Raw genomic sequence first — 22,586 nt, 5'->3', positions numbered from 1 at the left:
CGCTGCCGCAGCGATTCAATCAGCAATGATTCAAGCATTAAAAAAGCCTCGGTTCGTTTGAACCGAGGCTTTTTTTATTTCATCGTAGACACGCTTACTTGCGCGCGCGCAGGGTTTCGAGTTCGGCGCGCAGATTGCTGCGTTCGTTGCGCGAGTTGTCGAGCATGGTGCGCAATTCCTTGACCTCGGCCACCAGGTTGTCGCGTTCGGTCGTGACGCCGACCAGCTCCATCTGGGCGCGCAGGCGCTCATCCGACTCGGCCGCGGTGGCCGCCACGTTGCGCTCGAGCTGCTGGCGCAGGTCGGCCAGCTGGGCATCCTTGCCGTCGATCGCCAACTGATCCTTGGCCTTGCCGACCAGCGCGTCGGCCGCGATCTGGCGCGCATTGCGCAGCTCGGCCGTCAGGCGCTCGATCTCTTCGTTGCGCTCGTCCGAGATCAGCTGGGCCTGTTCGCGCGCGATCCGTGCGTCGCCCAGTTCGGCGTTCAGGCCGTCACGCTCGGCTTCGAGTTCATTCCCCGCCGCGAGCAGCGCATCCATGTCGCTCTCGGCGCGCGACAGCGCGTCGCGCATGCCGGCGCCGGCATCCTGCGCATACTGCTGCGCCCAGCGGCTCAGTTCGGCGAGCAGCTCGGGCGGCATCTCGGCCTTCGGCGCCTCCACCGGTTTCGCGTGGCTGGCGCGCCAGGTGGCCAGGTGCTGGTGGATGGTCTTGGTCGAGCCGGCGCCGATCAGGGCGCGCACCGCCTCGATCGTGACCTGCTGCTTGTCGTTCTGGAGGGTGTCGGCCGCCCCGATGACGTCGTCGAGCGTCACGTCCAGGTGTGCCATATCCGTTTTCATACCGCGTCAGGATGTTCGTTGTAGGGCTGTCCATCATACGCTAGACGATGGTTTGGTTGCTCAAAAGCATCAGGCAATCACGCCAAGTGTCGCGGATTTGCCGCTATCTCAGGCCGAGGCCGGCGTGACCGATGCCATGTTGGCAAAATTCTCGTCCAGCCAGGCGTTCAATGTCTCGTTCGCCGGCCCGTCGAGATGCGGCAGCATCGCGGCATACCAGGCGCGTCCCTCCTCCTGGTCCAGCACGGCGCGGACGATGGGCAGACTGTCCTGCAGGAAAGCGCCGAAGAGCGGCGCCCGGCGCACGAACAGCAAGGTGGCGTCGGTGCAGCCCAGGTCCGTATAGATCGCGCGCATCTGCTCCAGATACGGCATCGCCCGCGCCGCCTGGCCGGACTGGGTGAGGGCCGAGATGAAGCTGGTCACGATCTGCGGGTCCGGCATCTCTTGCGAGGCGGCATTGCGTGCGCGTGCCCAGGCGATCCACTCTTCGCCGCGCGCCGGGTCGCCCGTCATGGCGCAGCAGCATCCGGTTTGCAGGGCATTGAAGGCGTTCGGCTCCTCGTCGCACAAGGCATGCCAATAAAGCAGCGATTCGGCCCAGCGGCCCAGGCGCGCGCTGGCCATCGCGCACAGGCGGATCGCATCGATGCGCACGCCGTCCTGCGTGGCCGCGACATGGGGCACGGCGCCGGCCAGCGCTTGTTCCAGGCGGCCGGCGCCGAGATGGTCGATGGCCTCGGCCAGTTCCGGCGGGTCGGCCTGGGCCTGTCCGGTGTTTGTTGTGTTTTGGGTTGCGCTCGCTGCGCTGCATGCCTCGATGATCCGGTCGGCGTCCATGCCCGGCAGGCGCAGGTAGGCGATGACCGATCGCGTGGTCTTTTTTTGCTCCTTGTTTTCCTTTTTTGCGTCGCGCTCGACCTTCACGTTGTCGATCGAGACGAACGGGTCGCCCGCGGTGCGGTACAGCGTCACCGCGCCGTAGCGCACGGCGTCCGTTGCGACGCCGGCGCCGAGGATCGACAGCAGTTCGGTGGGCGCGGTTTCGAGCCGGTGCACGACGACGTCGGGTTCCTCGATCCACGCGAACTTGCGCGGCAGCGCGACCGGCGTCGCCCAGCTGTTGGTGAGCTCGCAGAACGGTTCTTCGGCCGCGCTGCGCGCCAGCGACCGGGGCAAGGTGGTCAACAGGATGCATTCGGCGATCCAGCCGGCGACCAGCGCGCTGCCCTCGATCCGCATCCCCGCGACGTGGCGCACGTCGTGCTCCGCCAGCATCATCCCGAAGCGCCACATGTCCTGGGGCGCGCCGAGCAGAGAGGAGAAGCTGCCCGCGTCGGCGATGGCAAGCCAGGCGGCCCAGTGGGCATACCAGCCCGCGACGCCGATCGCCAGGCCCAATCCGCCCATCCACAGGGGGTTGCGCGCCTTGGCCCGGCGCGCCACCTGGCGCGCGGCCACGCCCATCACGCCCGCAAAGACGCACATGGCAACCCAGTCGAGCAGGACGAGCGGCGAGTGGGTCGTCAGCCAGGCATACAGCCAGGCCGGGATGACGACGAACGCCGCGCAGGCCGCCGTCCAGACGAACGCCGGCGCCGGCAGGCGGCCCGACGGCACGTAATAGGGTGAGCTCACGGCGTGTCCTGTTCCTGTAACAAAGGAGCGGGGCGGACCAGGGCCAGCGCGCGCACGTCCGGCGTGTCGTTGCTCACGCAGAGCAGCGGCGCATCGCGTTCGAGCGCGGCGTGCGCGGCCAGCGCCAGCGTGGCGACGAAGGGCACGGCGCCGCATGCGCCGCAGGCCGGGCCGAGGCGCACGATGTCGCTGGCATTGTCGAGGTGGGGCGCGGTGGCGCCGCCAAACTCCATCAGTTCGAGCGCGTGGCGCGTGTCGGCGCCGGCGTCGGCGACGATCATGGCGATGGCGGCCGGCGCGATCGCCGCATCTTCCAGCAGGCGCCCGGCGAGCGTGTTCAGGCGCTGCGGCGACAGGCGCCTGAGGCCGACGGATGCCGGATCGCAGGCCTCGGCTTCCAGGCTGACGTGGGCCATGCCGGCGCCGTCCACGGCCGGCGCCAGCAGCAGGCCGGCCGCGCCCTCGCCGGGGATGCGGCCGCGCGGGTGAGAGGGGGTGAACAACGTGCCGTCGGCCGACCAGCGGTCGACCGTCTCCTGGCCGATGTGGGAGCAGAACGCGAGCAGGATCGCTGCTGCGGGCGTCGTGCTTTTTTCCGCCTGCTGCGCCATCCGGGCAAGGAGCGGCGCCGGGGCTGCCTGTTCGGTCACATCGATGCGCGCCGCGGGCCAGCCGGATTGCGCCAGCACCTGCCTGCACCACATCGACGCCGCCTGCCGTGGTTCCACCTGCCAGTCGTCCGGCAGCACCAGGGCCAGTTGCAGCGCGAAAGGCGCGCCGTCGTCCGGGACCGGCAGCCCGGCCGCCTGGTCGGCGAGTTCGCGCAGGACCGCCGTGCCAAGGACGAGTGCACGCCACTGTTCCTCGCCGAGATGCGGCGCCGGCGTGGCGCAGGTCTCCAGCCAGTCGGCGATCTCGTCGCGCACCGCTTCGTCGCCGGCCGGTTCGCAGCGTGCGCTCATGACCGGAAAGCCATCGTCGTCGACCAGTTCGCGGTCAAGGTCGGCATCGACCTTGTTGGCGGCCAGCGCGGCGCCCAGCTCCTCTGCGGATGCGCCGTGAGGCGTGCGCAGCGCGCCGGCCAGGATGGCCAAGGTCGGGCAACGGCGTGCCGGGACGGCGTCCTTTTGCACTGCCGGCGCGGCGGCTGCCTGCGTGACAGGCTGGCGCGCGATCAGCCTGCCGCCGATGCGGCCGAGCCAGCCTGGGGAAGGAGGCGAAGTGATGGTGGACATGGGTCAGACCTGGTCGATGGTGGTTTGCTGGCCGGCGATCAGGGTCGCGCCGCAGGCGGTCTTGTCGCCGTGCCGCGCGGCCGCCTTGCCGTCGACGATCAGGGTCGCATCGCCTTCGATGATCGGTCCGGGGCCGTGCTTGGGACAACTCGTCCGGTCGCCCATGCGGGCGATGCCGACGCCGTCGATGTCGCTGTTGGGCGAGGCTTCGAGCACGACGCCGCCGTGCGAGGTCTTGTCGCCGAGTCTGATCAGTGCTCCTGCCATGGTTGCACTCCTTTTTTCAGAACATCGGTCAGGACATCACCGCCAGCAGCTCGAGCTTGAGCTCCTTCATGCCGGCCGGGACATAGATCGAGATCGACTGCGCCTTGAGCATGCGCTCGTACATCGGTCCTTTCGCCTCGAGGATGAAGTAGCAGGTGTCGGGCCGCACGGGGATGGCCGCCGGCGGCTGCGGCGTGTATTGTAGGCGCACGCCGGGCAGGGCCGAGAGCACGAATTTCTCGACGTCGTCCGGGGCGCCGACCTTGAAGCGCAGCGGCGCCACGTCGACCAGTTCCACCGCCGGGATGTCGGCCGAGACGGCGATGTAGAGGGTGGTGTCGTCGTCGATCTTGCCCGAGTCGAGCATGCCGATGTGGTAGCACGGCCGCACTTCGTTCAGGGAGATGCCGAAGTACTTGGCCGAGATGACGGTGTCGAGCAGCTCGCGGATGATCTGGTGCAGCTTGGCGAAGGCGGGGCCGGGGTCGTGGTGCTGGTAGGACGGCAGGTCGGACAGGGTCCAGTTCTTGGAAAAGGTCATCAGGCCGCCGGCCACGTCCAGCAGCGCCTCGAACAGGCGCTCGGGGTGCAGCGCCGGGTGGTTGAAGTGGTGCGACAGCGCCGCATAGGCCGAACTGGCCGTGTGCAGCAGCCAGAACGACGACATGTCGCCCGAGCGGAATTCGATGACGTTGCGGGTCGGCTCGCGGTGGTGGCCGTACAGCGCGCCGACCTTGGCCTGCAGCGCGTCGAGCAGCCGGCGCAGCTGCTGGAACAGGGCCGGGGCGGCGCCCAGCGACATCGACGGCGGCACCAGCGCCGGATCGGGCTCGAAGCCGCCGGTGGCGCTTCGACGCACGCGCAGCAAGGGAAAATGGATGTAGGCGTCGCGCGGCTCGAATTCGGACACCAGGCGCAGCGCGCGCTTCAGGTAGGCCAGCTGCACCGGTGCCGCCTGCGTGTAGAGGTCGGGCGTCTCCTCGTTGGCCTGCATGAAGCGCGTCGTGTTCGCTGCCTGCCCCGGCTGGACGAAATTGGCATTGAAGGGCTTCAGTCCCGGCAGCGCCGCGTAATACGTCACGGCCTGCACCGACTGCGGCAGGCCGCTCAGGTCGACTGTGCCGGGCAGTTCGTCGAGGCCGGGCGCCTCGTACAGCTCGCCGTCCTGGAAGCGCAGCGACAGCGCCAGCACGCGCAGCATGCCGCTCGCCAGCGCCTCACGGTCGATCTCGAACTGCTCGACCCCCCATGCATACGGGTGCGCCGCCTTGACGCCCTTGTACAGGCAATGCTCGTGGTAGGCGTCCTGGCGCTGGAAATGCTGCGGGCGTAGCAGCAGGCCTTCGCCCCAGAGGACTTTGCTGGTCATGGTTGTCGTTCCTTCACCTTGTTCTGTGCGAAAAGAAACGATAACGACGAGATGCTGTTGCGCATGTGAACTTGATCAAAGGTTGACGCTGAACGCCGTGGCAACATGCGATTGGTTTTCAGTCTGCAACACCAGCGTGTGCCAAACGAGGGGGATCGATGAAAGGATTCACGCCGGACCTGTTCGACCGCCTGCTCGGCCAGCCGCAGCGCAATGGCGTGGCGGTCGCGCGCCTGAACGTCGAGGAACTGAAGGATGCGGTGGCGCGCGACCTCGAAGCGCTGCTCAACACGCGCTCGACCATCCAGGACGGCGCGCTGGCCGCCTTTCCCGAATGCGTCCGGTCGATGGTCGGCTATGGGCTGTGCGACTTCGCCGACCGCTCGCTGTCCAGTCCTGCCGACCGTGCGCACATCTGCGCCTGCATCGAAAACACCATCGCGCGCCATGAACCGCGGCTGCAGAACGTGAAGGCGCTGCTCGAGATGCAGGGCGATGGCGGCGCGCCTTCGGTCAACCGCCTGAGTTTCTCGATCACGGCGGTGCTGATGGGGAGCATGTCGCAGGAACCGGTCAACTTCGACGCCGTGCTGCAGCCGTCCACGCTCCAGTACAGCATCCGCAAGGCCGGCCGCGCGGGCTCGGCCAATGCCGCCGGCGCGGCGGCATCGCCATCGGCGGCGGGAGCCTGAGTTGGACCGCCTGCTGCCCTATTACGAAAGCGAACTGGCCTACCTGCGGCGCAACCTGCGCGAATTCGCCGAACGCTATCCGCGCATCGCCGGCCGCCTGTCGATCAGCGGCGAAGTATGCGAAGACCCGCATACCGAGCGCATGATCGAGTCGTTCGCCTTTCTCAACGCGCGCATCGCCAAGCGCCTGGACGACGACTATCCCGAGTTCACCGAGGCGCTGTTCGACGTGCTGTATCCGCATTACCTGCGGCCCTTTCCATCGTGCTCGATCGCGCGCCTGGACATCGCCGCCGCGGCCAAGCAGCAGACCGCGGTGAGCACCATCCCGCGCGGCACCAAGCTGACCACGCGCCCGGTGCGCGGCGTGACGTGCATCTTCCGCACCGTGTACCCGGTCGCGATGGCGCCGCTGGCCCTGAGCCGCGCGGTGTTCTCGCCGATCATCCACGCGCCGGACGCGGTGCGCCTGCCGCCCGGCGCCAGCGCGAGCATCAGCCTGTCCCTGAGCGTTGGCTGCGAAGGGGGCGGCCTCGAGGCGATCGACCTGGCGGCGCTGCGCCTGTTCCTCGATGGCGAACCCTCGTTCTGCGCGGCCCTGCGCGACGCGCTGCTGGCGCGCACGGTCGCCGCCTATGCGCAGCCCGAGGGCGGCCACTGGATCGCCCTGCCGGCGCTGCCGGTGCGCGCCGCCGGTTTCGTCGAGGGCGACGCGCTGATCGACTTCCCGGCGCGTTCCCACACCGCCTACCGCCTGCTGACCGAATACTTCTGCTTTCCCGAGAAGTTCAACTTCGTCGACCTCGACCTGGCGCTGCTGGCGCGCAGCCTGCCGGCGGGCACGCGCCGCGTCACCGTGCACCTGGCCTTGAGCGGGATCCGCAGCGACTCGAACCTGGCGCGCATGCTGTCCACCCTGTCGACCAACAACCTGGTGGCCGGCTGCACGCCGGTGATCAACCTGTTCGCCCAGCGCGGCGAACCGATCCGCCTGACCCATGCCACGGCCAGCTATCCGGTGCTGGCCGACGCGCGCCGCGCCTATGCCTACGAGGTCAACGCGATCGACGAGGTCAACCTGGTGCGCCAGACGCCGCAGGGCGAGACGGTGGTGCGGTTCCAGCCCTTTTATTCGCTCAAGCATGCGCAGACGCCCGAGCAGAACGGGCATTACTGGGCCATGCGCCGCGACGACACGATGGCCGAGCGCAGCCCGGGCTTCGAAACCCAGATCTCGATCGTCGACATCGACTTCGACCCGGCCGACGTCGAGACCACGACCCTGAACCTGGAGCTGACCTGCACCAACCGCGACCTGCCACAGTTGCTGAGCTACGGCCAGCCGGGCGGCGACCTGTTCCTCGAAGGCGGTTCCAGCGTGCGCGAGATTTCCTTCCTGCGCAAACCCAGCCCCACCTGGCGCTTCGCGCGCGGACGCAGCGCGCACTGGCGCCTGATCTCGCTGCTCTCGCTCAACCACCTGTCGCTGGCCGACGGCGGCGTCGACGCCTTCCGCGAGATGCTGGCGCTGCACGACTTGCCGCGTTCGGCCGCCTCGACGCGCCAGGTCGGCGGCATCAATGCGATCGCCTACGTGCCCACCAGCGCCTGGCTGTCCGGGAACCCCTTCAACTGCCTGGTGCGCGGGGTCGAGGTCAGGATCACGATCGACGAGGAAGCGTTCGTGGGGAGCGGCATCCATGCCTTTGCCCACATCGTCGAGCGCTTCCTGGCGCTGTACGTGCACGCCAACAGCTTCACCCAGCTGGTGATCGTGTCCCACCAATCCGGAGAGGAGCTGCTGCGATGCGGGCCGAGAAGCGGAGAACTGAGTCTCCTGTGATCGAGCGCCTGCTGCGCGAGCCGTGGCGCTTCGAGTTCTTCCAGGCGGTGCGCGTGCTGGAGCTGTGGCTCAAGCGCCGCGGCCGGGACCCGCACGGCCTGGTGGCCGACATGCTGCGGTTCCGGAACACCCTCTCCCTGGGTTTCCCGGCCAGCCAGCTGGAAGCCATCGAGCCCGAGCTGCGCGACCTCGAGATCGGCATGCCGTTCGACCTGCCGAACGACGCCGCCGCGCTGGGCGAGGCGGTGCGCGAAGGCACCTTGCGCCGCGTGCACCTGACCCCCGCCTTCATGGGCCTCTTGGGCGGGCACGGCGTGCTGCCGGCCCACTACACCGAGCGCATCGCCGAGCACGCGGCGCGCCACAGGAACGAAGACGAAGACCAGGGCCCGCGCGCCTTCCTGGACGTGTTCTCGAACCGCTCGCTGGCGCTGTTCTACGAAGCCTGGCGCAAGTACCGGTTGCCGTTCAAGTACCAGCTGGACGGCCAGGACGCCTTCCTGCCCCTGCTCCTGTCCCTGGCCGGCCTGGGCGACGCCGCGCTGCGCCGGCGCCTGGCCGGGGCGGACGACGGCGCCGTGCTGGACGAATCGATCGGGTATTTCGCGGCCGCGATCCGGCACCGCCCGGTGTCCGCCGTGCAGCTGGCGCGGGTGCTGTCGGAATACTTCGGCGAGCAGGTCGAGGCCGAGCAGTTCGTCGGATCCTGGTACGACGTGCCGCTGGCGCAGCAGACCACGCTGGGCCAGGACAGCGCCGTCCTCGGCACGCGCGCGATCGCCGGCGCCCGCGTCTGGCAGCGCAGCCTGCGCCTGCGCCTGGTCGTGGGACCGCTGGCGCATGCCAGCTTCCAGGGCTTCTTGCCGGGCGGCCTGGCGGCGCGGGCCCTGGGGAGCGTGCTGGCGCTGTTCACCGGCGTCGCGCTCGAATACGAGGTCGAGGTGGTGCTGCGCGCCGCCGACGTCCACAACACCACGCTGGACGACCGGCATCCCGGCCGCCTCGGCTGGGACGCCTTCCTGGTGCTGGACGCCCCGCCGGGCGACCGCCACGACGTGCGCTATGGGCTGCACCTTACCGCGCACGCGGCCGGGCAGGCATCCTGATCCCCTTGCGGTCCTGTCGAACGCACCCACCGGCTCCCGATGGCGTATCCTGATGCCGTCAGGCTTTGCGCCTCAATGAACGGGAATGGTGATGAGCGAACGTATCATCTCGGCGATCAAGCTGGGCGGCCAGCAGCTGGCCGCCGTGGTCACGCTGCCGGGGCCGGAACGCTACGAGTACTTCATCAAGCGCGTCGCCGACGCGCGCGAGGTGTGGGGGCTGTACCAGGACGGCTGGGCCCTGGCCAAGACCGACGACGGCACCCTGGTGTTTCCGATGTGGCCGGCGAGCGACTACGCCAGCCTGTGCGCCGAATACGAATGGGACGGTTATGACGCCCAGGCGTTCTCGCTCGAGGAGCTGATCGACGAACTGCTGCCGCAGCTGGAGGAAGACCGGGTCTTGCCGGGCGTGTTCTATACCCCGGGCGACAAGGGCATCACGCCGAGCGTGGTCCAGCTGATCGGCGACCTGGAAGATGAACTGAGAAGGACGTAGGGTCGGCAGCTTCGCTGCCGACGCGGTGATGGTTGGCAGCAAAATCATCCGGCAAGGTATCGGCGCCGACAACAATCACCGCGTCGGCGGCGCAGCCGCCAACCCTGCCAGCAACTCCACCACCACCGCCAGCTGCACCGGCTTGGTGAGATGGTGGTCGAAGCCGGCCTCGCTCGAGCGCCGGCGGTCGCTCTCGGCGCCCCAGCCGGTCAGGGCCACCAGCACGATTCCATCCAGCTCCTCCAGGGCGCGCATCGCGCGCGCCGTGTCGTAGCCGCTCATGCCCGGCATGCCGATGTCGAGGAAGGCGACGTGCGGGCGAAAGTCGCGCGCCGCCTCCAGCGCCCCGTGGCCGTCGTGCGTCACCCGGGTGACGTGGCCCGACGCTTCCAGGATCATCGACAGCGTCAGGGCGGCATCGACGTTGTCGTCCACCACCAGCACTTTCAGACCGGCGCCGCCGTCGCGGGCCGGCTCGCTCGCGCCCGGCGCGTGGGCGTCCCGGTCGTCGGACGGCTCGGCCAGCGGCAGGCGCACCGTGAACACGCTGCCGGCATTCGCGCCGCCGCTCGCGGCCACCACGCTGCCTCCGTGCATCTCGACCAGGCGCCGCACCAGCGACAGGCCGATGCCCAGCCCGCCCTGCGAGCGGTCGACGGTGCGGCCGATCTGGCTGAACATGTCGAACACGCCGGCCAGGGCGTCGGCGGCGATCCCGACGCCGGTGTCGCTGACGGCGATGACTGCATCGCGCCCATCGCGCCGCACCGCCAGCCGGAGTTGCCCGAGCGCCGGCGTGTACTTGGCGGCGTTGTTGAGCAGGTTGGCCACCACCTGGGCGATGCGGGTGGCGTCGGCGAACACCGGCAGCGGCACGTCGGGCACGTCCACCTCGAACGCGTGCTGGCCGGCCTCGATCAGCGGCAGGCTGGTCTCGACCGCGCTGGCCAGGATCGCGTGCAGGTCGGCGCGCTGGCGCTTGAGTTCGAGCTTGCCGCCGCTGATGCGGGCCACGTCGAGCAGGTCGTCGATCAGGTGCACCATGTGGCCAACCTGGCGTTCCATCATCTCCCTGACCTTGCCGACCGCCGCCGGCTTGTCGCCGCCCAGGCGCATCACCGACAGGCCGTTGCGGATCGGCGCCAGGGGGTTGCGCAGCTCGTGCGCCAGCGTGGCCAGGAACTCGGTCTTGCGGCGGTCGGCCTCGGCCAGGTCGTCGGCCAGCCGGCGCAGCTCTTCCTCGGAGCGCTTGCGCGCCGAGACGTCGGAAAACAGCAGCGCCACCTTGCGGCTGTCCGGGCCGCCGATGCGGTTGACATACACGTCGAACCAGCGGCCCATGGCCGGCGCCTCGTTCTCGAAGCGCGCCGGGATGCCGGTCAGCGCCACCCTCCCATAGGTCTCGAACCAGAACTCGTCCAGGCCGGGGATCAGCTCGCGCGCGGTGCGGCCGGCCGCATTCGTCAGGCCGGTGTGGCGCTCGAACATCGGGTTCATCTCGAGGAAGCGGTAGTCGACCGCCTTGCCGGCCGCGTCGAAGATCATCTCGAAGATGCAGAAGCCCTGGTCGACCGACTCGAACAGGGTGCGATAGCGTTCCTCGCTGGCGCGCAGCTGCTCCTGGACCTGCCTGCTCCCGGTGGTGTCGAGCACGATCGCGACCAGGCCCTCGAACTCGCCGTCGGGCCCGCGCAGCGCATTGACGCTGCTGGTGGACGAGACCAGCGAGCCGTCCTTGTGCAGGTAACACTTGTCGAGCGCCAAGCCGGCGGCGCCGGCCGCCAGGCGCTCGAGCGCGGACTGGGTCTGGGCGCGCGACTGCGGCGCGGTGACCTCGATCACGCTCATGCCGAGCAGCTCGGCCTCGCTGCGCCCCACCATCGCGCAAAACTTCTGGTTGGCCAGCACGATGCGGCCCGCAGTGTCCAGCTGCACCACGCCGGTGGCGGCCTGGCTGACGATCTTCTCGAAGCGCTCGCGGCTGGCGTGCAGCGCGCGCTCGGCTTGCTTGCGTTCGGCATCAAGCCGCACCTGCTCGGTGATGTCGCGCGCGATCGCCAGCAGGCGCGCCTGCTGGCCGCCGGTCGCGGCGGTGCGGGTGACGATCACGTCCCACCACCTGGGCGCGCCGCGCGCGGCCGGCCCGGCGGCGCGGAAATGCCCGGCGCCGCCGGCGCGCGCCGCATCCAGGGCCGCGTCGATGGCCGCGCGCGACGACGGCGGCCAGGATGCCGTCCACGGCGTGCCGCGCACCGCCTCGGCGTCGTCGATCTCCATCGAGCGCAGGCCGTTGCGGTTGATCGCCACCACCATGCCGTCCATGTCGAGCAGATGCACGCAGTCGGGAATCGCTTCGAAGAGCGCCCATCCCAGGGTGATCGTGTCCTGCTGCTGCATGGTGGCGCGCTGTTCCTGCATCTGTCTGGTCCCGGTAAAACGTCATCTATACCACAGCAGCCAGGGCCTGGGTGGCCGCGTCCGGTGAATGACGCGCAAATCTTGAAGGCGCCGCCGAAAAACGCACAGGCAAGCCGCCGCAGTGTCATCAAACTGTGATCAAACCGTCACAGAGACGTCATGCTGCCTGACTACCATGCAGTGGCTTTCCTTTCCCACAACAGACAACAGGATCCACTTCCGTGAACAAGCCGACCGATTTCGCCCGCATGCCTGTCGACCACGATGACATCGATTCGAACGTTTCGTCGAACGAACACTTCAGCACCATTCTCCAGACCCGCCTGAGCCGCCGCAACATGCTGCGCGGCGGCGCTGCGACGGCCGCGACCGCCCTGCTCGGCAGCTTCGGCCTGACCGCCTGCGGCGGTTCCAACGACGATCCCGTCGCTGCGCCGCCGACCGGCGCCACGCCGCCGCCGGCGCCGGTCGAAAAACTGCTCGGCTTCACCGCCGTGGGCAAGAGCCTGGCCGACGCCGTCGTGGTCCCGGCCGGCTATACCGCCACCGTCCTGTATGCGCTGGGCGATCCGCTCACCGGCAGCACCCCGGCCTACAAGAACGACGGCACCGACCTGGATTTCGAAAACCGTGCGGGCGACCACCACGACGGCATGGAGTTCTTCTCGCTGTCCGACACCGGCGGCGTCTCGACCACCGGCGCCACCCGCGGCCTGCTGGCGATGAACCACGAGGCCACCACCAACGAAGGCCTGGCGTCATTCTTCGTGCATGACAACGGCGGCACCAATGCGCTGCCCAGGCCAGGCGCGGAAGTGGACAAGGAAATGGCGCTGCACGGTCTGTCGGTTGTCGAAGTACGCAGCAACAACGGCAAGTGGGAATACCTGAAGGGATCGACCTTCAACCGCCGCGTGCACCAGCAGACCGAAGTCCAGATCTCGGGTCCGGTGCGCGGCAACGCCCTGGTCAAGACCAGGTATTCGCCGGACGGCACCCGATTCCGCGGCACCCTCAACAACTGCGGCACCGGCCGCACCCCATGGAACACCTATCTGTCGGGCGAGGAAAACTGGGCCGGCTACTTCACCCGGTCAAGCGCCGACAATGCCGCGCGCGGCGACAAGAGCGTCGCTTCGCTCAACCGCTACGGCCTGGCGCAGGGCGCGGCCTCGCGCCATGGCTGGGAAACCGGCGGCGTGGACGACAAGTACCAGCGCTGGGACATCAGCAAGAAGGGCACGTCGCTTGACGGCAGCGACGACTACCGCAATGAACTGAACGGCGAAGGCTACATCGTCGAGATGGACGCCTACGACAAGACGCGCGCGATCAAGAAGCGCACCGCGCTGGGCCGCTTCGCCCACGAAAGCGCCGCGTTCGGCCGCCTGGAAGCCGGCAAGCCGCTGGCCGTGTACATGGGCGACGATTCGCGCGGCGAATACATCTATAAATTCGTCTCCACCGCACCGTGGAACCCGGCCGACGCCGTCGCCGCCGACCGCATCGCCAGCGGCGACAAATACCTCGACAGCGGCAAGCTGTACGTCGCGAAGTTCAGCGCCGACGGCAAGGGCCAGTGGATCGAGCTGACCATCGCCAACGCCGTCATCGCCAACTACGCGGCCTACCAGTTCGCCGACCAGGCCGACGTGCTGGTCAACGCGCGCCTGGCCGCCGACGCCGTCGGCGCAACCCGGATGGACCGTCCGGAATGGTGCGCGGTAAACCCGGCCAACGGCGAGATCTACTACACGCTGACCAACAACAGCAACCGCCGCGTCGAGCCGGGCAGCGCGAGCCAGATGGCGCCGGACGCGGCCAACCCGCGTTCGTACACCGACATGAAGGGTTCAGCCTCACAGCTGGGCAACTCGAACGGCCACATCATCCGCGTGCGTGAAGACGCCGCCGGTTCGACCGCCACCGGCTTCGCCTGGGACGTTTACCTGTTCGGCGCCGAAGCCGCCGCCGACGCCGCCCGCATCAACCTGTCCGGTCTCACCAACGACCAGGACTTCTCGAGCCCGGACGGCCTGGCCTTCAGCAATGCAACCGGCATCTGCTGGTTCCAGACCGACGACGGCGCCTACACCGACGTCACCAACTGCATGATGGTGGCCGGCCTGCCGGGCAAGGTGGGCGACGGCAAGAAGGTCACCCTGAGCTATCCGAAGACCGACGGCTCGACCCTGAGCGTCGACACCTTCGTGGGCAAGGCCGCCAGCGCCGACACGCTCAAGCGCTTCCTGGTCGGCCCGGTCGGCTGCGAACTGACCGGCATCACCGAGACCCCGGACGGCAAGGCGCTGTTCGTCAACATCCAGCATCCGGGCGAGAACACGGCCGCTGCGCACATCGGCGACGCGGGCAAGTACACCAGCCAGTGGCCGGCGAACGCGGGCTACGGCGCCGGCAAGCGTCCACGTTCGGCGACACTGGTCATCACCAGGAACGACGGCGGCCGCATCGGTTCGTAATCTCACGTCGGCAAGGCGCGAACGGGCCGGTTGCGCGAGCAGCCGGCCCTTCCCTTTATGGGGCGCAAGATGGGCCAGTCCGGCCCGTGTCAGCATCGACCGGAGCATCCAACCGGGAGCCTTCCATGCCTGTCCTGCCACTATCGGCCTACCTGCGCCTCGCGCGCGCCAGCGCCGCCTACGACGTCGTGCAGATCCTGCCCTTCGCCACCCCCTGGACCTTCGCCCTGCTGCTCGGGCAGCTGTCGGCGCTGAACGTGTGGCTGGGCGGCGCGCCGCTGCCGCCGTTCGCGCCGCTGCACCTGTTGCTGTCCACGCTCCTCGGCACGCTGGTGCTGCTGTGGTGCGCCGTGCGCCTGAAGGAACCCAGCCTGCGCCTGGGCCGCTTCGACGGCCTCGGACGGCTGCTGTTCGCGTTCTGGATCGGCTGGGCGATGCTCGAGGCGGATCTGCCGGTGCTGTGGCTGTTCCTGATCCCCGAGCTGCTGTGGGGCGTGGCGCAGTGGTGGCCGGTCGTTCAGGCGAGCGGCAGCAGCACGCCGCGCGCCGCCTTCACCAGCGCCGCGCCCATGCGCTCCAGCCGCGGCGGCTGAATGCGCCAGGCGTGCCAGTACAGCGGCACGTCGTGGTACAAGGCCGGGGCCAGGTCGACCAGTTCGCCTGTTTCCAGGAGGGCGCCGCACTGCTCCTGCGGCAGCATGCCGTAGCCCATGCCATGCCGCACCGCGTGCACGAAGGGATCGCTGGCCGGCACGTAGTGAAACGGATAGGCGCCGTCCGGCAGGCCGAAGTGGGTGAGCAGGAACGAAGACTGCATCGCATCCTTGCGGTCGAACACCACCAGCGGCGCGCGCTGGGCCGTCTCGCGCGTCATCCCATCCGGGAACCAGCGCCGCGCGAACGCGGGCGAGGCCACCATCCGGTAGCGCATCACACCGAGCGCGCTGGCGCGGCAGCCGCGCATCGGCTCGGTCTCGCCCGAGATGCAGGCCACCGCCTGGCCGGCTTCCAGCAGCGCGAAGGTATGGCCCTGGTTGTCGAGGACGAATTCGACCAGCAGCCCTTCGGCATCGAGGATCGGCGCCAGCACCGGCAGCAGCCAGGTGGCGAGGGTGTCGTTGTTGACCGCCAGCGCGACCCGCGTCGGGCCGGAATCGATCTCCATCTCCGCCAGGAATTCCGATTCGAGCAGGGTCGAGCGGCGCAAATACTGCAGCAGCCGCGTGCCGGGCGCGGTCGGGCGGCAGGGACGGCTGCGCACCAGCAGCGGCGTGCCCAGCTCCTGCTCGAGCGCCGCGATGCGTTGCGAGATCGCCGACGGCGTCACCTTGAGCTGGGCGGCGGCGCCTTCCAGGCTGCCGCAATCGATGGCGGCCAGGAAGGCTGCGCTGCGGCGGGGATCGATCGTCATGGATTAGATTCTCTTAAGTAGCGTGAATAATCATGAATATAATTGAAGTAGCTCCGCCGCACTGGGATAGTGGCGCTTTACCAGCAAAGCGCAAGGAGGCGGCCATGTTCTCGCATCAGGTGTATCTGCAGGGCCTGGGCCTGGGCGCCGGCCTCATCATGGGAATCGGCGCCCAGAACGCCCATGTGCTGCGCACGGCGGTGCGCGGCCGCCACGTGCTGCCGACGGTGCTCACCTGCATCGTGGTCGACGTGATCCTGATCGCCGCCGGCACCGCCGGCCTGGGCGCGCTGATCGAGGCCTCGCCGCTCCTGACGTCGGTGGCGCGCTATGGCGGCGCCGCCTTCCTGCTCTGGTATGGCCTCTTCTGCTGGAACAGCAGCCTGCGCGGCGGCGCTGCGCTGGCGGCCGAGCCGTCGGCGCAGGCCCAGACCCTCGGCGCGGCGCTGGCGACCGTGCTGGCGCTGTCGCTGCTCAACCCGCACGTCTATCTCGACACCGTGGTGCTGCTGGGCGCCGTCGGCAGCAGCCTGGCGCTGGAAGAGCGCAGTTCCTTCGCGCTGGGCGCCATCACGGCCTCGATCCTGTGGTTCACGGCGATCGGCGTCGGCGCCCGGCGCTTCGCGCCAGTGCTGGCGCGCCCTGGCGTGTGGCGCGTGTTCGAGGCCTTGAGCGGCGCGATGATGCTGGTGCTGGCGGCGTTGCTGCTGATAGACAGCTAAGCAAAAAAAATGGATGGGTAAGATGTTGTCCGGTGTAAAGTTGCTATTTACCCATCCATTGCCCGGAGGCTGCTTGAACCGCTTGACCCTGAACGTCGTATCCCTGTGCCTGGCCGCCGCCGGCTGGTCTTCTGCCCATGCCGCGGATGTAATCATCAGCGCCGACCGCCTGCTCGACGTAAAGAGCGGCCGCATGATCCAGAACCCCGAGATCCTGGTGCGCGACGGGAAGGTCGTCAGCCTCAAGCCCGATGCCGCCTCGCCGCCGGCCAGCGACGCGACCCGCATCGCCCTGCCCGGCATGACCCTGCTGCCCGGCCTGATCGACATGCATGTGCATCTCGATGCCGATCCAACCTATGGCGGCTACAAGGGCCTCGAATACAACGACCGCTTCTGGTCGGCGCTGGCCGTGGCCCATGCCGGCAAGACGCTCGACGCCGGCTTTACCACGGTGCGCAACCTGGGCGCCTCGGACTGGAACGACGTCGGCCTGGGCCAGGCCATCGCCGCCGGCAAGGTGCGCGGCCCGCGCATCGTCCCGGCCGCCTGGTCGTTCGGGGCCACCGGCGGCCATTGCGACAGCACCTACTTCCCGCCGTCGATGGAAGAAAAGAACCGGTACAACGCCGACAGCCCCGACGAGGTGCGCAAGTCGGTGCGCGAGCTGCGCAAGTACGGCGCCCAGGTGATCAAGATCTGCGCCACCGGCGGCGTGTTTTCGCGTAACACCGAGCCGGGCCAGCAGCAGATGAACCTGGCCGAAATGCGCGCCGCGGTGGAGGAAGCGCACCAGTGGGGCCTGCAGGTGGCGGCCCACGCCCACGGCGCAGCCGGCATCAAGGATGCGATCCGCGCCGGCGTCAACACGATCGAGCATGCCAGCCTGATCGACGACGAAGGCATCCTTCTCGCCAGGAAGCACGGCGCCTGGCTGGCGATGGACATCTACAACGGCACCTATACCGCGGCCGAGGGCAAGAAGAACGGCGTGCTGGAAGATAATCTGCGCAAGGACCGCGAAGTGACCGAGCTGCAGCGCCAGAATTTCAGGAAGGCCCATGCGGCCGGGGTCAAGATGGTGTTCAGCACCGACGCCGGCGTGCACCCGCACGGCGGCAACGCCAAGCAGTTCGCCGTCATGGTCCAGTACGGGATGACGCCGCTGCAGGCGATCCAGAGCGCGACCGTGAACGCGGCCGAGGCGCTGGCGCGCAAGGACGTCGGCGTCGTCGAGCCGGGCCGCTACGCCGACATGGTGGCGGTGAAGGGCGACCCGCTCGTGGACGTCACCTTGCTGGAGGCGCCAACGGTCGTGATCCAGGGCGGCGCCGTCGTCAAGGGCGGCGCACTCTAAAGGCTGTCCAGGCGCTCCAGCATTGGCGCGCAGCGTTCCTTCAGGAGCGCATGCAGCAGCTTCACCGCGGGCGAGAACTGCTTGCGATGCGGGCACACCAGGCTCATCGGGGTGGCTTCGCCGGGCACGTCCGGCAAGACCACCTCGAGTCTTCCCGCCGTCACGTCCTCGCAGACGTCGAGCCAGGATTTATAGGCGATGCCTTCGCCCGCGACGGCCCAGCGCCGCACCACGTCGGCGTCGTCGCTGACCAGCGAGCCCTTGACCTGCACCATCTGGTCTCCTTCAGGCAGCGGAAAGCACCAGCGGTCATAGATGCGCCCGCGCAGGCGGTAGGCCAGGCAGCAGTGCGAGACCAGGTCGGCCAGCGCCCGCGGGCGGCCGCGCCGTTCGAGGTAGGCGGGAGCCCCGATCAGCACGCGCCGGTTGTGCGGCGCCACCGGCAGCGCGATGAAGCTGGCGTCGTCGATATGACCATAGCGCAGCGCGATGTCGACCGGATCGCGGAACACGTCCGCCACCTGATCCGACACCAGCAGTTGAATGTCCAGGCCCGGGTGCGCGCGCCGGAACTCCGCGATCCATGGCAGCAGCACGTTGCGGCCGAAGTCGGACGGCGCCGCCACCTGCAGCGTGCCGGACAGGGACGCATTCTCGCCGCGCATGCCGTCATGGCCGTCGCGCAGCGCCTGCAGCGCATCCTGGGCGAAGGGCAGGTAGCGCTTGCCTTCGTCGGTCAGGCGCAGGCTGCGCGTCGAACGCGCGAACAGGCGCACGTCGAGCTGGCGTTCGAGCCGCCCGATTGCCGCGCTGGCCTGGCCGGGCAGCAGGTTCACTTCGCGCGCGGCCTGCGAAAAGCTGCCGAGGGCGGCGGCGCGCACGAACAGCGATAGGTCGTTGAGACGGATCATTTTCTCTGCCACAGTGAAAGTGTAACCCTCCCGCGACACTGTTTCGCGGCCCGCCCCACCTCTAGAATCTTCGCCACTATTTGATTCACTTTATGCTCGGAGAAGAAAATGAAAGCGACAGTCTATACCCAACCCGGCCTGCCCATCGATGACCCGCAGGCCCTGGTCGATACCGAACTGCCGATGCCGGTGCCCGGCCCGCATGATCTGCTGGTCGAAGTGCGCGCAGTGTCGGTCAATCCGGTCGACACCAAGATCCGCCAGGGCGCCATCGACCTGGGCGGCGCCCTGCCGGATCCACCCGTGCTGGGCTGGGACGCCGCCGGCGTGGTGCGGTCCGTCGGCTCCGCCGTGACCCTGTTCGCACCGGGCGACGAAGTCTTCTATGCCGGCTCGCTTATCCGTCCCGGCTCGAACAGCCAGTTCCAGGTCGTCGACGAACGCATCGTGGGACGCAAGCCGCGCAACCTCGGCTTCGCCGAGGCGGCCGCCCTGCCCCTGACCTCGATCACGGCCTGGGAACTCCTGTTCGACCGCCTGCACGTGCCGGAAGGCGGCGGCGAGGGCAAGTCGGTGCTGATCGTCGGCGCCGGCGGCGGCGTCGGCTCGATCCTGGTCCAGCTCGCGCGCCAGCTCACCCAGCTGACCGTGATCGGCAGCGCCTCGCGCGACGCCACCCGCGAATGGGTCACCAAACTCGGCGCCCACCACACGGTCGACCATACCCGTCCGATGCAGCCGCAGCTGGCCGAGCTGGGCCTGCCCAACGTCGACATCGTGATCAGCCTGACCCATACCGACCGCCACTACCAGGACATCATCGCGGCGCTGGCGCCGCAGGGCCAGCTGGCGGTGATCGACGATCCGGCCACGCTCGACGCGATGCCGCTCAAGAGCAAGTCGCTGTCGCTGCACTGGGAGCTGATGTTCACCCGCTCGATGTACCAAACCCCCGACATGGTGCGCCAGCACGAGCTCCTGAACCGGGTGGCCGCAATGATCGAGGACGGTTCCCTGACCACCACGCTGGGCCAGCACTTCGGCACGATCAACGCCGCCAACCTGCGCCGCGCCCACGCCCTCATCGAGAGCAACCGCGCGATCGGAAAAATCGTCCTCGAAGACTTCTAAGGCGCAGATCGCTTAAGATTGCCAGATTCATCATCAGAAGGAGACTCATGAATATTCTGTCGGCCGCACAAAAACGCCACACCGCCAAAGCCTACGATGCGCAGCGCCGCATCCCTGAAGAAGTGATGCAGCAAGTGTATGACCTGCTGCGCTGCAGCCCGTCGTCGGTCAACTCGCAGCCCTGGCACTTCATCGTCGCCAACACGCCGGAAGGTCGTGCGCGCATCGCCAAGGCGGCGCAGGGCGGCTTTGCCTACAACGCGCCCAAGATCCTTGATGCGTCGCACGTGATCGTGCTGTGCTCGCGCATCGACATGGACGAGGCGCACCTGGAAGCCCTGCTGGACCAGGAGCATCGCGACGGCCGCTTCCGCGACGCCGCCGCGCGCGCCGGCCAGGATGCGGGACGCCGCGGCTATGTGCAGCAGCACCGCTTCGGCGACAAGGACGTGGCGCAGTGGCTCGAGAAGCAGGTCTATCTGGCGCTGGGCACCGCGCTGCTCGGCGCAGCCACGCTCGAGATCAACGCGACCCCGATGGAAGGCTTCGACCGCAAGATCCTGGACGAGGAGTTCGGCCTGAACGCGAAAGGCTTGAGCAGCCTGGTGCTGGTGAGCTTCGGCTATTCGTCGGAAAGCGATTTCAACGCCGGCCTGCCGAAATCGCGCCTGACGCAGGAAGCGACCTTCAGCTTCATCTGATCGCTCGATCGCGCCGCCCGGGGGGGGGCGGCAAGAACGACGGCCTGCAGCACTGCACGCCGTCGGTGACCCTGCAGGAAATCGCCCCGTCCTGGGTGAACACCGATAATGGCAAACTGTTTCATACCGCGCCGACTGCCCCGGTGCGCACTCCCGCAGAGCAGCCGTGCGCCTGTCGTCTGCCCCCGGCGTTATGCTGGGATGCTGCATTCGTCACGGATTTCTTCTTCTGGAGTAAGCCAATGAATCTGCCTTTCAAGCGCACACTCGTGCTGGCCACCCTGCTGTCCGCCGCGGCCAGCGCTTTTGCCCACCACGGGTGGAGCGAATACGATGCCAAGCAACCCCAACAGCTGACCGGCACCATCGAAGAATCCGGTTACCAGCAGCCGCACGGCTTCGTGCGCCTGAAGACGGCCGACAAGACCTGGCTCGTGGTGCTGGCGCCGCCGGGGCGGATGGAAAATCGCGGCCTGGCAAAGAACATGCTGGCCGTCGGCAACAAGGTCACCGTCTACGGCTATCCCAACCGCAGCAAGGACGATGAGTTGCGCGCCGAGCGCATCACCGTCGGCGACAAGGTGACGGAGCTGCGCTGAATTTCGTTCCGGACTTCGTCCAGGATGCGGCCGCCTGGGCCGCCGCGACGCCGCTGGCGCAGGTCTTGCGCGACGATGCCTGGCTGTATCCGATCGTCGAGATCGTCCACATCGTCGGCTTCACCGTGCTGGTGGGGGCGGCGGCGATGTTCGACCTGCGCCTGCTCGGCTTCGGCCGCAGCCTGCCGGTGCAGGCATTGGCGCGCCACCTGCTGCCATGGTCCTGGTTCGGCCTGCTGCTGATCGTGCCGAGCGGGTTGCTGATGTTTTCGACCCAGCCCGAGCTGTTGAGTAACGACGTATTCCTGCTCAAGCTGGCGCTGATCGTGGCGGCCGGCGCGAATGCCCTCGCCTTTCATGCCGGCCCCTGGCGCGGGGCGGCCCGCTGGATGGGTGCAGTGCCGGCCTGGGCCAGGCTGCATGCCGTGCTGTCGCTGCTGCTCTGGATCGCCGTGATCGCCTGCGGACGCCTGCTGGCGTATGTCTGATGGGCTGGCGACGGCGAGCCGGCGGCGATCGTGCTACAGTCTGTTGCCGCTTTTTCAGTCAACCACGATGCCCAAACAGTTCTCCACCTTCGCCGTCGCCTGCGCCATCGCCTGTGTGAGCGCCGGCGCCGCCCAGGCCGCGCTGCCGGTCTATGGTTTTGTCGTCAAGAATACCTACCCCCACGATCCCCAGGCCTTCACGCAAGGCCTGTTCTACCGTGATGGCCACCTGTACGAAAGCACCGGCCAGTATGGCCGCTCGACGATCCGCAAGGTGGAACTCAAGACCGGCAAGGTGGTGCAGAAGGCCGACTTGCCGAAGGAGGTGTTTGGCGAAGGGTCGACAGCAGTGGGCAACAACCTGATCGGCCTGACCTGGACCTCGCAGGTCGGCTATGTGTTCGACCTCAAGACCTTCAAGCTCAAGCAGAGCTTCAAGTACGAGGGCGAGGGCTGGGGCCTGGCCAGCGATGCGAAGCAGCTGTACATGAGCGACGGCAGTTCCTTCATCCGCATTCTCGACCCCAAGACGATGAAGGAGCTGCGCCGGGTGCAGGTCACGGCCGAGGGCCGTCCGGTCGAGCGCCTGAACGAACTGGAAATGGTCGACGGCGAGCTGTATTCGAACATCTGGGGCAGCGAACTCATCGCCCGCATCGATCCCGGCAGCGGCAAGGTGCTCGGGGTGATCGACCTCACCGGCCTGCTGCCGCGGGACCAGCGCGGCACCAGCGAAGTCGACGCCGTCCTCAACGGCATCGCCTGGGACGGCAAGGGCAAGCGCCTGTTCGTCACCGGCAAGCTGTGGCCCAAGGTGTTCGAGATCGAGCTGGTGCCCAAGCTGCGCAAATAAATTGCGCCGCTGAGCCAGGGAA

General features: G+C 68.1%; 21 protein-coding genes. 13 read left to right on the top strand and 8 right to left on the bottom strand.

Features of this window, described 5'->3' with window-relative positions; translation table 11 throughout:
• Positions 1–94: 94 nt before the first annotated feature.
• The 5 genes from ABIB38_RS01185 to tssK form a co-directional block, all read right to left on the bottom strand.
• On the bottom strand, positions 95–832 hold the full coding sequence (locus ABIB38_RS01185; protein WP_429201038.1) for a DNA-binding protein: 738 nt from the start codon (positions 830–832) through the stop codon (positions 95–97).
• Positions 833–952: 120 nt separating this feature from the next.
• Complete coding sequence (locus tag ABIB38_RS01180; RefSeq protein ID WP_429201036.1) at positions 953–2,482, bottom strand: hypothetical protein; 1,530 nt, start codon at positions 2,480–2,482, stop codon at positions 953–955.
• Positions 2,479–3,717, bottom strand: a complete 1,239-nt coding sequence (locus ABIB38_RS01175) for a hypothetical protein (protein WP_429201034.1) — start codon at positions 3,715–3,717, stop codon at positions 2,479–2,481. The genes ABIB38_RS01180 and ABIB38_RS01175 overlap by 4 nt, the downstream gene beginning before the upstream one ends.
• Positions 3,718–3,720: 3 nt before the next feature.
• Positions 3,721–3,984, bottom strand: coding sequence for a PAAR domain-containing protein (locus ABIB38_RS01170; RefSeq protein WP_071360974.1), 264 nt, complete (start codon positions 3,982–3,984; stop codon positions 3,721–3,723).
• A gap of 28 nt (positions 3,985–4,012) precedes the next feature.
• Positions 4,013–5,353: a type VI secretion system baseplate subunit TssK gene (gene tssK, locus ABIB38_RS01165; protein WP_429201032.1), complete on the bottom strand. Its 1,341-nt coding sequence runs from the start codon at positions 5,351–5,353 to the stop codon at positions 4,013–4,015.
• A 158-nt stretch (positions 5,354–5,511) separates the two neighbouring features.
• On the opposite strand from tssK, the gene tssE reads away from it, so the two are divergent.
• The 4 genes from tssE (at position 5,512) to ABIB38_RS01145 (ending at position 9,493) form a co-directional block, all read left to right on the top strand.
• Positions 5,512–6,045, top strand: coding sequence for a type VI secretion system baseplate subunit TssE (gene tssE / locus ABIB38_RS01160; protein WP_429201030.1), 534 nt, complete (start codon positions 5,512–5,514; stop codon positions 6,043–6,045).
• A gap of 1 nt (position 6,046) precedes the next feature.
• The gene (gene tssF, locus ABIB38_RS01155; protein ID WP_429201028.1) at positions 6,047–7,888 is read left to right on the top strand and encodes a type VI secretion system baseplate subunit TssF; all 1,842 of its coding nucleotides are present in this window, start codon (positions 6,047–6,049) and stop codon (positions 7,886–7,888) included.
• The gene (tssG, locus tag ABIB38_RS01150) at positions 7,852–8,994 is read left to right on the top strand and encodes a type VI secretion system baseplate subunit TssG (RefSeq protein WP_429201026.1); all 1,143 of its coding nucleotides are present in this window, start codon (positions 7,852–7,854) and stop codon (positions 8,992–8,994) included. The genes tssF and tssG overlap by 37 nt, the downstream gene beginning before the upstream one ends.
• Before the next feature lie 91 nt (positions 8,995–9,085).
• On the top strand, positions 9,086–9,493 hold the full coding sequence (locus ABIB38_RS01145) for a DUF2750 domain-containing protein (protein ID WP_005664212.1): 408 nt from the start codon (positions 9,086–9,088) through the stop codon (positions 9,491–9,493).
• A gap of 75 nt (positions 9,494–9,568) precedes the next feature.
• Here the strand turns inward: ABIB38_RS01145 and ABIB38_RS01140 are convergent, their stop codons facing one another.
• Positions 9,569–11,911, bottom strand: coding sequence for a PAS domain-containing protein (locus ABIB38_RS01140; protein WP_429201024.1), 2,343 nt, complete (start codon positions 11,909–11,911; stop codon positions 9,569–9,571).
• Between the two features lie 221 nt (positions 11,912–12,132).
• On the opposite strand from ABIB38_RS01140, the gene ABIB38_RS01135 reads away from it, so the two are divergent.
• Together ABIB38_RS01135 and ABIB38_RS01130 are read left to right on the top strand one after the other, a co-directional pair.
• Complete coding sequence (locus tag ABIB38_RS01135; RefSeq protein WP_429201022.1) at positions 12,133–14,391, top strand: PhoX family protein; 2,259 nt, start codon at positions 12,133–12,135, stop codon at positions 14,389–14,391.
• 125 nt (positions 14,392–14,516) lie between these two features.
• Complete coding sequence (locus ABIB38_RS01130) at positions 14,517–14,984, top strand: hypothetical protein (RefSeq protein WP_429201020.1); 468 nt, start codon at positions 14,517–14,519, stop codon at positions 14,982–14,984.
• On the opposite strand, the gene ABIB38_RS01125 is transcribed toward ABIB38_RS01130, so the two are convergent.
• Positions 14,909–15,802: a LysR family transcriptional regulator ArgP gene (locus tag ABIB38_RS01125; RefSeq protein WP_429201019.1), complete on the bottom strand. Its 894-nt coding sequence runs from the start codon at positions 15,800–15,802 to the stop codon at positions 14,909–14,911. The genes ABIB38_RS01130 and ABIB38_RS01125 overlap by 76 nt on opposite strands.
• A 104-nt stretch (positions 15,803–15,906) precedes the next feature.
• On the opposite strand from ABIB38_RS01125, the gene ABIB38_RS01120 reads away from it, so the two are divergent.
• Positions 15,907–16,524, top strand: coding sequence for a LysE/ArgO family amino acid transporter (locus tag ABIB38_RS01120; protein ID WP_429201017.1), 618 nt, complete (start codon positions 15,907–15,909; stop codon positions 16,522–16,524).
• A gap of 73 nt (positions 16,525–16,597) precedes the next feature.
• Positions 16,598–17,881, top strand: a complete 1,284-nt coding sequence (locus ABIB38_RS01115; protein ID WP_429201015.1) for an amidohydrolase family protein — start codon at positions 16,598–16,600, stop codon at positions 17,879–17,881.
• On the opposite strand, the gene ABIB38_RS01110 is transcribed toward ABIB38_RS01115, so the two are convergent.
• Positions 17,878–18,792, bottom strand: a complete 915-nt coding sequence (locus ABIB38_RS01110; protein WP_429201013.1) for a LysR substrate-binding domain-containing protein — start codon at positions 18,790–18,792, stop codon at positions 17,878–17,880. The two genes, ABIB38_RS01115 and ABIB38_RS01110, sit on opposite strands and share 4 nt — an antisense overlap.
• A 108-nt stretch (positions 18,793–18,900) precedes the next feature.
• Here ABIB38_RS01110 and ABIB38_RS01105 point away from each other — a divergent pair, with 108 nt between their 5' ends.
• The 5 genes from ABIB38_RS01105 (at position 18,901) to ABIB38_RS01085 (ending at position 22,564) form a co-directional block, all read left to right on the top strand.
• Positions 18,901–19,923, top strand: a complete 1,023-nt coding sequence (locus ABIB38_RS01105; protein ID WP_429201011.1) for a zinc-binding alcohol dehydrogenase family protein — start codon at positions 18,901–18,903, stop codon at positions 19,921–19,923.
• A 47-nt stretch (positions 19,924–19,970) separates the two neighbouring features.
• Positions 19,971–20,624 carry an oxygen-insensitive NAD(P)H nitroreductase gene (gene nfsB, locus ABIB38_RS01100; RefSeq protein ID WP_429201009.1) on the top strand — a complete coding sequence of 218 codons (654 nt, stop codon included), beginning with the start codon at positions 19,971–19,973 and terminating at the stop codon, positions 20,622–20,624.
• 242 nt (positions 20,625–20,866) lie between these two features.
• Positions 20,867–21,223 carry a DUF6152 family protein gene (locus tag ABIB38_RS01095; RefSeq protein ID WP_429201007.1) on the top strand — a complete coding sequence of 119 codons (357 nt, stop codon included), beginning with the start codon at positions 20,867–20,869 and terminating at the stop codon, positions 21,221–21,223.
• A gap of 65 nt (positions 21,224–21,288) precedes the next feature.
• Positions 21,289–21,711, top strand: a complete 423-nt coding sequence (locus tag ABIB38_RS01090) for a DUF6644 family protein (RefSeq protein WP_429201006.1) — start codon at positions 21,289–21,291, stop codon at positions 21,709–21,711.
• 67 nt (positions 21,712–21,778) lie between these two features.
• On the top strand, positions 21,779–22,564 hold the full coding sequence (locus ABIB38_RS01085; RefSeq protein ID WP_429201004.1) for a glutaminyl-peptide cyclotransferase: 786 nt from the start codon (positions 21,779–21,781) through the stop codon (positions 22,562–22,564).
• Positions 22,565–22,586 lie beyond the last annotated feature (22 nt).

Source organism: Massilia sp. UYP11 (assembly GCF_050434805.1).
In the GTDB taxonomy this organism is placed as follows: Bacteria; Pseudomonadota; Gammaproteobacteria; order Burkholderiales; family Burkholderiaceae_D; genus Telluria.
The sequence above is the reverse complement of the archived record's forward strand: the minus strand, read 5'-3'. Positions and strand labels throughout refer to the sequence as shown.

Coding starts and splice junctions, on each gene's coding strand:
- tssK (WP_429201032.1), bottom strand. CDS start 5,353: ATGACCAGCAAAGTCCTCTGGGGCGAAGGCCTGCTGCTACGCCCGCAG.
- nfsB (WP_429201009.1), top strand. CDS start 19,971: ATGAATATTCTGTCGGCCGCACAAAAACGCCACACCGCCAAAGCCTAC.
- ABIB38_RS01140 (WP_429201024.1), bottom strand. CDS start 11,911: ATGCAGGAACAGCGCGCCACCATGCAGCAGCAGGACACGATCACCCTG.
- ABIB38_RS01085 (WP_429201004.1), top strand. CDS start 21,779: ATGCCCAAACAGTTCTCCACCTTCGCCGTCGCCTGCGCCATCGCCTGT.
- ABIB38_RS01170 (WP_071360974.1), bottom strand. CDS start 3,984: ATGGCAGGAGCACTGATCAGACTCGGCGACAAGACCTCGCACGGCGGC.
- tssG (WP_429201026.1), top strand. CDS start 7,852: ATGCGGGCCGAGAAGCGGAGAACTGAGTCTCCTGTGATCGAGCGCCTG.
- ABIB38_RS01145 (WP_005664212.1), top strand. CDS start 9,086: ATGAGCGAACGTATCATCTCGGCGATCAAGCTGGGCGGCCAGCAGCTG.
- ABIB38_RS01095 (WP_429201007.1), top strand. CDS start 20,867: ATGAATCTGCCTTTCAAGCGCACACTCGTGCTGGCCACCCTGCTGTCC.
- ABIB38_RS01120 (WP_429201017.1), top strand. CDS start 15,907: ATGTTCTCGCATCAGGTGTATCTGCAGGGCCTGGGCCTGGGCGCCGGC.
- ABIB38_RS01110 (WP_429201013.1), bottom strand. CDS start 18,792: ATGATCCGTCTCAACGACCTATCGCTGTTCGTGCGCGCCGCCGCCCTC.
- ABIB38_RS01175 (WP_429201034.1), bottom strand. CDS start 3,717: ATGTCCACCATCACTTCGCCTCCTTCCCCAGGCTGGCTCGGCCGCATC.
- ABIB38_RS01185 (WP_429201038.1), bottom strand. CDS start 832: ATGGCACACCTGGACGTGACGCTCGACGACGTCATCGGGGCGGCCGAC.
- tssE (WP_429201030.1), top strand. CDS start 5,512: ATGAAAGGATTCACGCCGGACCTGTTCGACCGCCTGCTCGGCCAGCCG.
- ABIB38_RS01125 (WP_429201019.1), bottom strand. CDS start 15,802: ATGACGATCGATCCCCGCCGCAGCGCAGCCTTCCTGGCCGCCATCGAT.
- ABIB38_RS01105 (WP_429201011.1), top strand. CDS start 18,901: ATGAAAGCGACAGTCTATACCCAACCCGGCCTGCCCATCGATGACCCG.
- ABIB38_RS01130 (WP_429201020.1), top strand. CDS start 14,517: ATGCCTGTCCTGCCACTATCGGCCTACCTGCGCCTCGCGCGCGCCAGC.